The following is a 13,637-nucleotide window of genomic DNA, read 5'->3' as shown; positions in this document are numbered from 1 at the left end:
AATTTTTGAATTGGCTTCGACCGTGACCGGCATTCCGGAACCTGATTTTTCCATCGGCATGGCATCGTCCCGAAGGTCCAGCGAAGAGGTTCATCACTTTTAACCACAACTGATTTCAATGTTTATCAAAAAAGAGATCGATCTTGGACACGGCAAGATAATCACGATCGAAACCGGCAAAATGGCCAAACAGGCCGACGGCGCGGTTGTCGTGACGATGAAGGACACCATGGTGCTCGCCACGGTGGTTTCAAGCAAAACGCCTCCGTCGCCGAATCAGGACTTCTTCCCGCTCCAGGTCGAGTACCGTGAAAAATATTCGGCAGCCGGCAAGTTCCCCGGCGGCTTCTTCAAACGCGAAGGCCGCCCCTCCGAAAAAGAAATTCTCTCCGCCCGCCTGATCGACCGCGCCCTGCGCCCGCTCTTCCCTGACGGTTACTATCAGGAGACCCAGATCATCATCTCGGTCATCTCTTCCGACACGATCAACGACGCCGATGTGCTTGGCGGCATCGCCGCTTCGGCTGCGATCATGGTGTCGGATATTCCGTTCGCCAACCCGATGTCGGAAGTTCGCGTCGGGCGCATCAACGGCCTCTTCGTCGTCAATCCGGATATCAACGAGCTGGCACAGAGCGACATGGACATCTGCATCGGCGGCACCGAGGATACCATCTGTATGCTCGAAGGCGAGATGAAGGAGATCTCCGAGGTCGAGATGCTCGACGCCATCAAATTCGGCCACAACGCCATCAAGAAAATCTGCGCTCTCCAGCGCGAACTCGCCACAGAGGTGGCCAAGCCCAAACGGCCATTCTCCCCGACCGTCGCGCCGGACGAACTGGTCAATTTCGTTGAAGAGCACTGCTCGGCTGAGCTGAAAGCTCTGGCCTACACCCCGCTCGCCAAGGAGGAGCGCGCCGAAAAAACCAAAGCAATCTACACGCAAACCATCAGGAAAACCCTCACGCACTTCACCGACCGTGTCGGCCCCGATCAGATCGAAGCCGATCCCTCCAGCGCGCTCTGCATGAACGAACACATCATCGAGGAGTGCATCCACTCAGTCGAGAAAAAGGTGATGCGCCACATGATTCTCGACGATAGCAAACGCCTCGACGGCCGCACGCTCGAACAGGTTCGCCCGATCAGCATCGAGCTGGGCCTCATCCCGAGGGCGCACGGTTCGGCGCTCTTCACGCGCGGCGAAACACAGGCGCTGGTCACCCTCACGCTCGGCACCAAAAAGGATGCCCAGTCGGTCGATACGCTTACCGACGACAAGGACAAGCGCTTCATGCTGCACTACAACTTTCCCCCCTTCTCGGTCGGCGAAACCGGCAGGGTCGGCGGCACCGGCAGGCGTGAGATCGGCCACGGTAACCTCGCCGAGCGCGCTATCAAGATGGTGATGCCATCTGAGCAGGAGTTCCCCTACACCGTGCGCCTCGTCTCGGACATCCTCGAATCGAACGGTTCGTCCTCGATGGCCTCGGTCTGCGGTGGCACGCTGGCCGCGATGGACGGCGGCATTCCGCTCAAGAAACCGGTCTCCGGCATCGCAATGGGCCTCATCAAGGAAGGCGAGCGCTACGCCGTGCTCTCCGACATTCTCGGCAACGAGGATCATCTTGGCGACATGGACTTCAAGGTGGCAGGCACCCGTGATGGCATCACCGCCTGCCAGATGGACATCAAAATCGACGGCCTCGACTACCACATCCTCGAAACCGCGCTCGAACAGGCGCGCCGCGGACGTCTGCACATCCTCGACGTCATGGCCGAGGCAATTCCCGAATCGCGCAAAGATATCGGCAAATACGCTCCGCGCCTCACCACCATCCAGATTCCGGTGGACGCCATCGGCATGGTGATCGGCAAGGGCGGCGAAACCATCCGCAGCATCACCGAGGAGACCGGCGCGGAGATCAACATCGACGACGACGGCACAGTCACCATCGCCTGCTCCAGCCCCGAGGCCACCAAGGCAGCGGTCGAGACCATCAAGACCCTCGTTTCCAAACCCGAGGTCGGCACGGTTTACATGGGCAAGGTTCGCGACATCCGCGACGAGCTCGGCGCCTTCGTCGAGTTCCTGCCAAAGACCGATGGTCTGGTGCACATCTCGGAGATTTCGAAGCAGCGCATCGCCAAGGTGAGCGATGTGCTCAAGGTGGGTGACCGGATCAAGGTAAAGCTGATCGACGTGCGCAAGGATCCACGCACCGGAAAGACCAAGTTCGCCCTCTCGATGAAGGCGCTGCTCGAGACGGAAGAGCAATCAGCCGAAACCAACGGCGCCGCTGCAAGGCCCGAGCGAGACTGAACGGAACGAAACTGAACGAAAGGCAGTGCAGGAGAAATATGAAACCTGCACTGCCTTTTTTCATTACCGTAGCGGGATTATCTTCCCGGCACATTTTTGAACATGACAAGGAGATCATGAAATACGATTTTTCAGCGTTAGAGCGGAAGTGGCAGGCCCGGTGGGCAAGCGAAAACACCTTTGCCTCGGGCCAGGATCAGGAGAAACCAAAATATTACGTGCTCGACATGTTCCCCTACCCGAGTGGTTCGGGGCTGCACGTCGGTCACCTCGAAGGGTACACGGCCACAGACATCATGGCGCGCTACAAGCGCTGCCGCGGCTTCAACGTGCTGCACCCGATGGGCTGGGACGCCTTCGGCCTGCCCGCCGAGCAGTTCGCCATCAAGACCGGTACCCATCCGAGACTGACCACCGAGGTAAACGTCTCCAACTTCCGCGAGACCCTCAAAAGCATGGGCTTCTCCTACGACTGGAGCCGCGAGATCAACACCACCGACCCGAACTACTTCAAGTGGACGCAGTGGATTTTCCTGAAGCTCTACGAAAAAGGGCTGGCCTACATCTCGGAGGTGGACGTCAACTGGTGCAAGGAGCTGAAGGTGGTTTTGGCCAATGAAGAGGTGGACGAGAAGATCGCTGACGGCTACACTGTGGTGCGCCGACCGCTCCGCCAGTGGGTGCTCAAGATCACCGCCTACGCCGAGCGGCTCATTGAAGACCTCGATGAGCTCGACTGGCCGGAGAACGTCAAGCAGATGCAACGCAACTGGATCGGCCGCTCCGAAGGCATGGAGATCGATTTCGAACTGCGCTGCCACCGCACCAACCTGCGCGTCTACACCACCCGCCCGGATACCTTGTTCGGCGCGACCTACCTCGTCATTTCGCCGGAGCATCCGATGGCCGAAAAGCTCGCCATCGCCCAGCAGCTCGTGGAGGTCAAAAAGTATATCGAGCAGGCGAAGCTCAAAACCGAACTGGAGCGCACCGGCCTGCAGAAGGACAAAACCGGCGTCTTCACCGGCTCTTACGCGATCAATCCGGCCACCGGCGAAGCACTACCGGTCTGGATTTCGGACTTCGTGCTCACCAGCTACGGCACCGGCGCAATCATGTCCGTCCCGGCGCACGACAGTCGTGACTGGGAGTTCGCCAAAAAATTCGGTTTGCCGATCCGCGAGGTGATCAAAAGTCCGCACGATGTGCAGGAGGAGGTGTTCGAGGGCAAAGACAGCGTTTGCGTCAATTCGTCGAACGACGAAATTTCCATCGACGGCCTCGACTTCAAGACCGCCTTCGACCGCATGGCCACCTGGCTCGAATCGAAGGGCAAGGGCATGCGCAAGGTCAACTACAAGCTGCGTGACTGGGTCTTCAGCCGCCAGCGCTACTGGGGCGAGCCGATCCCGATCAAGCACTACGAGGACGGCACGATGCGCCCGGAGACCAATCTGCCGCTCACGCTGCCGGAGGTCGAAGCTTACCAGCCCACCTCAACCGGCGAGTCGCCCCTGGCCAACATCGAGAGCTGGCTCTACGGCGAGGACGAGCACGGCAAATTCCGCCGCGAAACCAACACCATGCCGCAGTGGGCCGGAAGCTGCTGGTACTACCTGCGCTTCATCGACCCGCAGAATGGCGACGCGCTCGTTGATCCGTCGCGCGAAAAATACTGGATGAACGTCGATCTCTACATCGGCGGCGCGGAACACGCGGTGCTGCACCTGCTCTATTCGCGCTTCTGGCACAAGGTGCTCTACGACCTCGGTGTCGTCAGCACCAAGGAGCCGTTCCAGCGCCTCTTCAACCAGGGCATGATTCTCGGCGAGGACAACGAAAAGATGTCCAAATCACGTGGCAACGTCATCCCCGCCGACCATGTGCTCGCCACCTACGGCGCGGACGCGGTACGGCTGTACGAAATGTTCCTCGGCCCGCTTGAACAGGTCAAGCCCTGGAACACCAACGGTATCGAGGGTATCAGCCGCTTCCTCAACAAGGTGTGGCGTCTCGCTTGGGAAGAGTTCGCCGAAACACCGAGAGTCACTGAGACGAAACCGGACGACGCGATCCTCAAGCGGATGCACAAGGCGATCAAAAAGGTGACCGAAGATATTGACCAGCTCAAGTTCAACACCGCCATCTCGGAGATGATGGTGCTCGTCAACGAGCTGCACAAGGCGGGATGCTACAGCCGCGAGGCTGTCGAGACCGTGCTCGTGATGCTCTCGCCCTTCGCGCCGCACATCACCGAGGAGCTGTGGCAGACGCTCGGCCACGCGGAGTCGATCAGCGGAGCCTCATGGCCGGCGTTCGATCCGGCGCTCGCGGCAAACGACGTGGTCACCATCGCCGTGCAGGTCAACGGCAAGCTCCGGGGAACCTTCCAGGCTCCGGCGGGCTGCACTAAGGATGATATGATCGAAAAGGCGAAAAAAGTGGAAAGCGTCGCGAAGTTCCTCGAGGGGCAGACGATCATCAAAGAGATCGCCGTGCCGGGCAAACTGGTCAACTTTGCCGTCAAGCCGAAATGAGCTGATAAAATGACGCATGGCATCATCTGTTTTTTTTCTGTAAATTTTTGATCCGAATTCATAAAGGGTATCCGGCTGGACCCTTACCCAACCCCGGCCGAACCGTCAGCGCCCTCTCAAGGGGTGGCAGGCTTTTTTTCAATACAAAACCGTTTTACCAATGGCTACTGAGCAAACAACCGGCCAAACCTCTGAATCGATCAGTTCGGTGCTTTCCGAACGCAGGAAATTTCCGCCGACGGCAGAGTTCTCTTCCTCAGCACACATTTCGAGCATGGAACAGTACGAAAAGCTCTATGCCGATGCTGCCGCCGATCCTGACAAGTACTGGGGCGATCTTGCCGGACAATTCCACTGGTTCAAACCTTGGGACTCGGTACTCGAATGGAATGCTCCGTATGCCAAATGGTTCAACGGTGGCACCACCAACATCAGCTACAACTGCCTCGACGTTCACGTCAACAGCTGGCGCAAGAACAAGGCGGCCATCATGTGGGAAGGTGAAGAGGGCAACGAGCGCATCCTCACCTACGGCGAGCTGCACCGCCAGGTCAGCAAATTCGCCAACGTCCTGAAGATCGCGGGTATCAAGCCAGGCGACTGCGTGGCCATCTACATGGGTATGGTGCCTGAGCTGGTCATCGCCGTGCTCGCCTGCGCACGGGTCGGCGCAGTGCACAACGTGATTTTCGCAGGCTTCGCCGCCCACGCCATCACCGAAAGGGTGAACGACTCCCGCGCCAAAATGGTCATCTGCGCCGACGGCACCCGCCGCCGTGGTGGCACGATCAACCTGAAAAACATCGTTGACGAAGCAATTGTCAACACCCCGTCGGTCAGAAACGTCATCGTGCTGAAGGTGACCAACGAACAGATCACCATGCACGACGGCATGGATCACTGGTGGCACGACCTGATGGGTCTTGCCATTGACGAATGCGAGGCGACCCCCGTTGATTCCGAACATCCGCTCTTCCTTCTCTACACCAGCGGCTCGACCGGCAAACCGAAAGGCATCCTGCACACCACGGGCGGTTACATGGTGCACGCCGCCACTTCGTTCAAATATGTATTCGACATCAAGGACGAAGACATCTACTTCTGTACGGCGGACGTAGGCTGGATCACCGGCCACAGCTACATGGTCTATGGCCCGCTGCTCAACGGTACGACCGTTTTCATGTACGAAGGCGCTCCGAACTACCCGCAGTGGGATCGCTTCTGGGACATCATCAACCGCCACAAGATCACCATTTTCTATACCGCTCCAACGGCCATCAGGGCCTTCATCCGCGCTGGCAACGAATGGGTCACCAAGCATGACCTCCGCTCACTCCGCCTGCTCGGCACGGTCGGCGAACCGATCAACCCCGAAGCCTGGATGTGGTACCACAAGTATGTCGGTCAGGAAAAGTGCCCGATCGTGGACACCTGGTGGCAGACCGAAACCGGCGGCATCATGGTCTCCCCGCTGCCCGGCGCCACCCCGACCAAGCCAGGCACGGCCACCCGCCCGCTGCCGGGCATCATGGTGGATGTGGTGCGCAAAGACGGCACCCCGTGCAACGCCAACGAAGGCGGCTACCTGGTCGTCAAACACCCGTGGCCCTCGATGCTCCGCACGATTTATGGCGACAACGAGCGCTACGAAAAGACCTACTGGTCGGAGTTCCCCGGCATGTACTTCACCGGCGACGGCGCGCGCAAAGACGATGACGGTTACATCTGGATCATGGGCCGCGTCGATGACGTGGTCAACGTCTCGGGGCACCGTCTTGGCACCAGCGAGGTCGAAAGCGCGCTCGTTTCACACGAGGCAGTCGCCGAAGCCGCCGTCGTCAGCCGTCCGGACGAGATCAAGGGCAACGCCCTCGTCGCATTCGTCACGCTGAAGGATGGTTACGAAGGTGACGCCAAGCTGCGCGATTCGCTCGGCAAGCACGTCGCCAAAGAGATCGGCGCTATCGCCAAGCCTGACGAAATCAAGTGGGCAAAGGGCCTGCCGAAAACCAGAAGCGGCAAAATCATGCGCCGCCTGCTCCGCGAGCTCGCCACCTCTAACGAGATCAAGGGCGACGTCACGACGCTCGAAGACCTCGGCGTGATCGAAAACCTCCGCGATCAGGAAGACGAATAACAACCTGCTCACGATATCAGACAAACAAAGGTGCCCCGCGAAAAACGGGGCACCTTTGTTTTGTGCAGAAAACGTCATCCCTCTTGCAAGTCCAATACGAACTATAGCCTTATAAGAAAATTCTCCGCAGTATTTCTCCCCAACCATCGTCAGAGAAGCTGTAACGATACTTTCACCAATACTGAAAAACAATCATGAAACCAACTTTGAAATCCTGTGCAACCCCGCTTATCATCGCAACTTTCGTCATTTCCGCCGTCACCGGCATCCTGATCTTCTTCCACAAAGAGGGAGGTCTCATCAAGCCAGTGCACGAATGGCTGAGCTAGGCGCTCGTCACCGGTGGCGTACTCCATACGATGGCGAACTGGAAAAGCTTCACCAACTACTTCAGCCGCAAGGGGGCGCTTGCGATCATCTCCACAGGCCTGATCGTCACCATCGCCGCCATCACCGTTCCCTCGCAGGGCAAAGGCGGCAACCCCTTCATGCGGGTCAACCGCACCCTTTCAAGCGCCTCGGTTGAAACCCTGGCGCCAGTTGTCAAGCTGACTCCTGAACAGGCGGTTGCAAAGCTGGAACAAAAAGGGTTGAAAGTTGGCGACGCAAACCAGAGCATCAAAGAGATCGCCGCCACCAACGGCAGCGAAGCGCAAAAAGTTATCCTCGCGCTGTTTGAGTGAGCGGCGGGTTAACACGTCTCGATAAATATCCCTCGAAGGGATAAAAAAAGCCTCAACAGAATCATTTTCTGTTGAGGCTTTTGAATTAATGGCAGACCGTATCGGCCTGATCACTCCTTTTCCCCCGACGCTTTCTGATCTTCCGGAACACAGGGGTGGGACGGCTGATCGCCGTGGCACTGTTTGATGGTTTCCGGGGAGCACTTTTCGGGGGTGCCTTTCAGCATTTCTGGCTTCTGGCAGCAGCAGGATTTTTCTTCACTCATGATTTAACTCCAGTTGAATTGATGATGCTTTCGTTCATTCTTCATTCGTGACGCCGAGCAACGTTGATACGACCGTGTTCCATTCGGCAAGCACCTCCCTATCCACCCGGTAATGCACCGAATAGCCGCGCCGTTCGGGAAGCACGACTTCCGCATCACGCAAAACCCGGAGATGCTGCGAAACCGCCGCCGGAGTGATATCAAGCGCCTTGGCCAGCGCGTTGACGCACAGCGACCGCTCCTTCAGCAGCTCGACTATCCGAACTCTGGAGCCAACGGAAAGCACCTTGAACATCCGGGCCATGTTGTCAGCGTTACTCATCGAATCAATCTAATTAAGTGAACGCGCAAATACTAAAACATTTTCAAACAAGATCAGGCCTCACTCATCAAACGCTCAATCGCGGACAAAATTGCATCCACATCATCCGGAGTGACACCGGAAAACCAGAATTTCTGAGGATAAATCATCACATTCGGCCCCTCGCCGCAAACCCCCAGGCAACCCGACGTCGAGACCCTCACCTTCCCTTTCCACCCCTTCGCCTCGACAGCCGCCTTCAATGTCGCTTTCACAAGCTGACTGTTCCCGTCCACACAAGATTTCCGCGCTCCCCCGCGATCATTGGTGCAGACAAAGACGTGAGCGATGTAGGGGGATTTGTTTTGGATGAGCATGATTGAATTTCTCCGTGATGTAATATTTTGTCAGGCGCCAAGGACAGCTGCGGCGTGAGCCTTTGGCGCGTTCGCTGTATGCGCTTTTTGGACGATGGTTTTTGGTCAGAACGTTTGTATTAGCCTCCGCTTTGTACTATTTAGCAGTAACACACTGAAAATCTCCGTTTCTACGCTCTTTGGCGTTTGAGGTGGATGAATGTAGGGAAGGTTGCTATCGGGCCACGCTCGCCACCTCACGATTTCTTCCCTTTCAGCCCGCTGCCAACAGGCTTCTTTTGGTATACGCGTTACGACAAATATTTTCGGTTCTTTCCCAATAGATAGAAGCTCTCTGACCCATTTGTGAACGGGTGCAGATGAACCCTGTAGAGCAGACTCCATATGTGCCGCCAAGCGCCATTCTCTTCGTTTATGCGTTTTTCCGATGTAACGCAAGCATCGGTTTCGAGGATCTATGAGGCCCATAGATCAAATACCGGCCAACTCTAGTTTCTATTATCCTTGCTCGAAACCCGCAATCGTTTACGCCCAACATTGATTAGATTGATCCATATAATAAACGGATTTTCGATTTTCAGTCAATACAGAACGCATACAGAAAACCTCTAAAATATTGCGCAACACTTCTTATTTTAAAAAGTTACCATATGTACTGCCATTTATGTGGTGATCGTATCCAGATCAGTATAAGCCTCTCGCCACCACCGCCTCACAGAGAAATTCCCTACCTTTGAAGGTAATCCATCCACCGAAAATAAAATCACCTCACCCCATGCGACCAGTACACATCATCCGGATTCTTCCGCTCTGCGCTGCCCTGCTTTTCGCCGGATGCGGCGGCAACTCAACCCAGCAGTCTGGGGCTGACAGCGGCAATGCGGCGGTTCAGCAGAAGGCCTCGAAAATCATCGAACCCTGCCAGCTCATCACGCAAGATGACGCGGCGAAACTGCTCGGCGAAGCGGTCAAGCCTGCGGAGAAGAGTGAGAAAAAGGTTGTCGGCATGAAGCTCTGCATGTACAACCCCGCCAGCGGCGAGCCGATACCGTTCTTGCAGGTGTCGCTGACACAGGACGCCTTTTTCCCGCCCGGCGGGGCTGGCGCAGCAGCGATTTACAAGAGCCTCAAGGATAATTTTGAAGGTATGAGAACCGACATCGATGGTGTGGGCGACGAAGCGTTCATCGCGAGCGGAGGCATCTACATTATGGCCGACGGTTACTACATCCAGATCGGAGCCGGAAACACCAGCAATGCTACCATCCGCGCACGGCTCGTCGAGGCAGGCAGAATGGCCGTCGCAAAGCTGAAAACGCTGGAGTAACGTCAATAAAAAGCCCCCCTGACTGGTCAGCATTCAGGGGGGCGTAGATCACGAAGTTCCGTCGAATCGGGCCATCCGGTATATCACCACTCTATCTCAAGGCTATTCCACATTTCCAACAGAAATGCGGATTCATCGACCGCCCTAAATACTTGTCGCAAGCCGGGCACCGCCAGTTCTTGAATGAAAAAACAAGCGCACCGATTACCACAACGAAAAATAGAGGCATAAACATTGCCACCGGATAAGTTCCGAGCACCAAACCTGTGCTTTTATCTGCCGTAACAGAAGGGATCATCAAAATGAAGAGCAGACCGGAAACTACTATCTGATTTCGACGTCTGTTTGCAAATTCGCGCTTGAACGCCTGTTTTTGCTGCTCGGTGTACTCCATTACTCTCTACCTCCATTATCCAGTGCTACAGTTGATAAAACCTGTCTCCCTATCCCGCTCTATGTGCTGACGTGTCAGGGGTTGAGCTGTAGAATAGTGAAATTCAGATAAGAGGCAAAGCTCACCCAGCAGAGATACGGCACCAGCAGCAGTGAAGCCGGTTTCGAAACTCTGGCAAAGGCGAGCATGGTCAGGACGATGAAAATCCAGAGCAGAACAATATCGACCAGACCGGCAAGTGGTGACTGCATCCCGAAAAACGATGCTGACCACCCGAGGTTCAGCATCAGTTGAATCGCGAAGAGCACAACGCCAACGTTGACCTCATTTTTCTTCCAGCCCGCGTCAAGCACCTTTGCAAGCGCCGTACCCATCATGATGAACAGCACCGTCCAGACGGGTGGGAAGAGCCAGTCCGGCGGATTCCACGATGGCTTGACAAGGGTGGTGTAGTACCAGGACCCCGGCTTCGGCGTAAAGGTGCTTCCGGCAAAACCGACTGCCAGGCAGAGGCCGATGCAGAGCGCGATGGTGAGTATCTGTTTGTTCATGATGAGTGGTTGTTTGACGAATCTGGAATACCACAATAACAAGCTCTATTTCCAGCAGTTAATTCCCGCACGCCGTTATCTTGTTGCTCCTGAACAGGCAGAGGAGCTGCGCCTGCACTTCTCAACGACAAATGATATATTGGGCGAACCATTTTCACTCACCTGACACCGTACAGAATATGAACCTCGAACTCCAGACGGCCGTAAAGGCAGCCAAAGCCGCAGGCGCGATTACGCTTTCGAGATTCGGCGAACTTTCGCAGCGGGAGATCGTCGCCAAAGAGTACAAGGATTTTGTCACCGAAGTCGACAAGCAGTGCGAGGCGGTCATCACAGCAACCATCACCGAAGCGTTTCCCGACGACGGGCTGCTCTGTGAGGAGGGCACCAACGGCAGCGGCGCTTCCGGACGCACCTGGATCGTCGATCCGCTGGACGGCACACTGAACTTCATCCACTCCTTCCCGGTCTTCGGCATCAGCATCGCCATGCGTGATGCTTCGGGCGAACTCGCGGTCGGCGTCGTGTACCAACCGGTGCTCGACGAGCTGTTCACTGCCATCCGGGGCGAAGGAGCGTTCCTGAACGGCAAGCGCATCAGTGTCTCGACGCGCGAGGAGAGGCAGAGCTACCTCTTCGCCACCGGCCTGCCGTTCAGGGATTACGACCACTACATAGACGGCTACATCGGTCTCTTGCGAGACGTCATCAAAGACTCGGCGGGCATCCGCCGCGCCGGATCGGCCTCAATCGACCTGGCCTACACCGCCGCCGGACGCTTCGACGGCTTCTTCGAGTACCGGCTCTTCCCCTGGGACTTCGCGGCGGGCGTGCTGCTGGTGCGCGAGGCTGGCGGCACCGTGACCGGCATCGACGGCTCGGATGATGTGTTTGCCCATACGAGCATCCTTGCCGGAAGCCCGCTCACCCATCCGCTGCTGCTGGAAAAAGCCCGGCGGCATTTCGGGGCCTGACCCGCGTCAAGCGGCCGATTTGAAGAGTTATCGCCACTTTCGTATCTTTGATATTTTCCATCGCAAGCTCACGCCATCCATGCTCATTCATCAACGCACCCTCCAGAACGAAATTTCGCTCACGGGGATCGGCCTCCACACCGGCCACGAATGCACCATAACGTTCAAGCCCGCACCGGTCAATACCGGCTATATCTTCGTCAGAACCGACATCGATGACTGTCCGGAAATTCCGGCGCTGATCGACTACGTGGTCGATGTACTTCGCGGCACCACCATCGGTATCGGTGAGGTCAAGGTGCACACCACCGAGCACGTGCTTGCCGCGCTGTACGGCTTGCAGATCGACAACTGCCGCATCGAACTGAGCGGCCCCGAGCCGCCGGTGCTTGACGGCAGCTCACATCCGTTCGCCGAAGCGCTGCTTTCGGCAGGCATCGCAGAGCAGGACGAACCGAAGAACTACCTCGTCATCGACGAAACCATCGAGTACCACAATCCCGAAAAGGGCGTGGACATCGTCGCCCTGCCGCTCGACGGCTTCAGGACTACGGTCATGGTCGATTACAAAAACCCGGCACTCGGCTCGCAGCACTCCGGCCTGTTTGATCTCGACAAGGAGTTTCTGCGTGAGTTCTCCCCATGCCGCACCTTCTGCTTCCTCTCCGAAGTCGAAGCGCTGGCCAATCAGGGCATCATCAAGGGCGCTGATATCGACAACGCCATCGTGATCGTTGACAAACAGCTCGACGAATCGCAGGTTCAGACGCTGGCGGGCAAGGTGGGCGTGGACACTTCGCACCTGGTACTCGGCGAGAACGGGATTCTGAACAACCGCGAACTGCGATTCACCAACGAACCGGCCCGCCACAAGCTGCTCGACCTGCTCGGCGACCTGGCCCTGCTCGGCATGCCGGTCAAGGCGCAGATCCTGGCCGCACGTCCGGGTCACGCATCGAACGTCGAATTCGTGAAGCAGCTCAAGAAGTACGCCGACCGCAACAAGCTGGCGCGCCAGTACCAGCACGAAAAGAAAGCCGGCGTGATCTTCGATATCAACGCGATCATGAACATTCTGCCGCATCGCTACCCGTTCCTTCTGATCGACAAAATTGTCGAGTTCAAGCTCGACGAAAAGATCGTCTCGATCAAGAACGTCACGATGAACGAGCCCTTCTTCCAGGGCCACTTCCCCGGCAACCCGGTCATGCCCGGAGTGCTCATCATCGAGGCAATGGCCCAGACCGGGGGCATCATGATGCTCAACGGCAAGGAGAACCTCAAGGAATCGGTGGTCTTCTTCATGGGCATCGACAAAGCGCGCTTCCGCAAGCCGGTACTGCCTGGCGATACGCTTGTGATCGAAGCGGTCATGACCAATATGCGCCGCACGGTCTGCCAGTTCGACGCCAAGGCCTACGTGCGAGGCGAGCTGGTCTGTGAAGCTTCGCTGATGGCAACCGTGATGGAGAAAAAGAGCTGAAACACTGTCAGAAAATACGTCATCATGAAAAAGCCCCGGAGTTCCGGGGTTTTTTCATGATTTCCACACTCTTCCACACCTGACCAACAGGCTTGCCAACAAGTTATCCACATTTTCCACACACCAAGAAACAAGTCCGTGAACACCAGCTATCTCATTGATATAATTACACTTAATAACGGCCATATATAACATTGGCCGTTACTTATGTACACTTATCCATATTGAGGGCGTTAATCTGTGGATAACGTCCTGCATTAAAAGAGATTATAGAAAGAAGG

14 protein-coding genes are annotated in these 13,637 nt (G+C 56.5%); 10 read left to right on the top strand and 4 right to left on the bottom strand.

The window, feature by feature from the left end; genetic code table 11:
- The first annotated feature begins 118 nt into the window (after window positions 1-118).
- From NY406_RS02285 to NY406_RS02260, 6 genes are all read left to right on the top strand, one after another.
- On the top strand, window positions 119-2,326 hold the full coding sequence (locus NY406_RS02285; protein WP_260535134.1) for a polyribonucleotide nucleotidyltransferase: 2,208 nt from the start codon (window positions 119-121) through the stop codon (window positions 2,324-2,326).
- A gap of 116 nt (window positions 2,327-2,442) precedes the next feature.
- Entirely contained in the window at window positions 2,443-4,863 is a 2,421-nt protein-coding gene (leuS, locus tag NY406_RS02280) for a leucine--tRNA ligase (RefSeq protein ID WP_260633726.1), read from the top strand.
- 160 nt (window positions 4,864-5,023) lie between these two features.
- On the top strand, window positions 5,024-7,000 hold the full coding sequence (gene acs / locus NY406_RS02275) for an acetate--CoA ligase (RefSeq protein WP_260535132.1): 1,977 nt from the start codon (window positions 5,024-5,026) through the stop codon (window positions 6,998-7,000).
- A gap of 194 nt (window positions 7,001-7,194) precedes the next feature.
- Entirely contained in the window at window positions 7,195-7,329 is a 135-nt protein-coding gene (locus NY406_RS02270; protein ID WP_260535131.1) for a hypothetical protein, read from the top strand.
- A 30-nt stretch (window positions 7,330-7,359) separates the two neighbouring features.
- On the top strand, window positions 7,360-7,683 hold the full coding sequence (locus NY406_RS02265) for a hypothetical protein (RefSeq protein ID WP_260535129.1): 324 nt from the start codon (window positions 7,360-7,362) through the stop codon (window positions 7,681-7,683).
- A 155-nt stretch (window positions 7,684-7,838) separates the two neighbouring features.
- Window positions 7,839-8,000: a hypothetical protein gene (locus NY406_RS02260; RefSeq protein WP_260535128.1), complete on the top strand. Its 162-nt coding sequence runs from the start codon at window positions 7,839-7,841 to the stop codon at window positions 7,998-8,000.
- Here NY406_RS02260 and NY406_RS02255 read toward each other — a convergent pair.
- Entirely contained in the window at window positions 7,984-8,271 is a 288-nt protein-coding gene (locus tag NY406_RS02255; RefSeq protein WP_260535126.1) for an ArsR/SmtB family transcription factor, read from the bottom strand. The two genes, NY406_RS02260 and NY406_RS02255, sit on opposite strands and share 17 nt — an antisense overlap.
- A gap of 53 nt (window positions 8,272-8,324) precedes the next feature.
- Window positions 8,325-8,627, bottom strand: a complete 303-nt coding sequence (locus NY406_RS02250; RefSeq protein ID WP_260535124.1) for a (2Fe-2S) ferredoxin domain-containing protein — start codon at window positions 8,625-8,627, stop codon at window positions 8,325-8,327.
- A 775-nt stretch (window positions 8,628-9,402) separates the two neighbouring features.
- On the opposite strand from NY406_RS02250, the gene NY406_RS02245 reads away from it, so the two are divergent.
- Entirely contained in the window at window positions 9,403-9,954 is a 552-nt protein-coding gene (locus NY406_RS02245) for a hypothetical protein (RefSeq protein WP_260535122.1), read from the top strand.
- 91 nt (window positions 9,955-10,045) lie between these two features.
- Here NY406_RS02245 and NY406_RS02240 read toward each other — a convergent pair whose 3' ends face one another.
- Both NY406_RS02240 and NY406_RS02235 read right to left on the bottom strand, forming a co-directional pair.
- Window positions 10,046-10,348, bottom strand: coding sequence for a hypothetical protein (locus NY406_RS02240; protein WP_260535120.1), 303 nt, complete (start codon window positions 10,346-10,348; stop codon window positions 10,046-10,048).
- A 74-nt stretch (window positions 10,349-10,422) separates the two neighbouring features.
- Window positions 10,423-10,899, bottom strand: coding sequence for a TspO/MBR family protein (locus NY406_RS02235; protein ID WP_260535119.1), 477 nt, complete (start codon window positions 10,897-10,899; stop codon window positions 10,423-10,425).
- A 13-nt stretch (window positions 10,900-10,912) separates the two neighbouring features.
- On the opposite strand from NY406_RS02235, the gene NY406_RS02230 reads away from it, so the two are divergent.
- The 3 genes from NY406_RS02230 to NY406_RS02220 all read left to right on the top strand — a co-directional run bounded on the left by NY406_RS02230 (window position 10,913) and on the right by NY406_RS02220 (window position 13,356).
- The gene (locus NY406_RS02230) at window positions 10,913-11,065 is read left to right on the top strand and encodes a hypothetical protein (RefSeq protein WP_260535117.1); all 153 of its coding nucleotides are present in this window, start codon (window positions 10,913-10,915) and stop codon (window positions 11,063-11,065) included.
- Window positions 11,066-11,078: 13 nt separating this feature from the next.
- Window positions 11,079-11,873 carry an inositol monophosphatase family protein gene (locus NY406_RS02225; protein ID WP_260535115.1) on the top strand — a complete coding sequence of 265 codons (795 nt, stop codon included), beginning with the start codon at window positions 11,079-11,081 and terminating at the stop codon, window positions 11,871-11,873.
- 79 nt (window positions 11,874-11,952) lie between these two features.
- Complete coding sequence (locus NY406_RS02220) at window positions 11,953-13,356, top strand: bifunctional UDP-3-O-[3-hydroxymyristoyl] N-acetylglucosamine deacetylase/3-hydroxyacyl-ACP dehydratase (RefSeq protein WP_260535113.1); 1,404 nt, start codon at window positions 11,953-11,955, stop codon at window positions 13,354-13,356.
- Window positions 13,357-13,637: the final 281 nt, after the last annotated feature.

Source organism: Chlorobaculum sp. MV4-Y (assembly GCF_025244685.1).
In the GTDB taxonomy this organism is placed as follows: domain Bacteria; phylum Bacteroidota; class Chlorobiia; order Chlorobiales; family Chlorobiaceae; genus Chlorobaculum.
The sequence above is the reverse complement of the archived record's forward strand: the minus strand, read 5'-3'. Positions and strand labels throughout refer to the sequence as shown.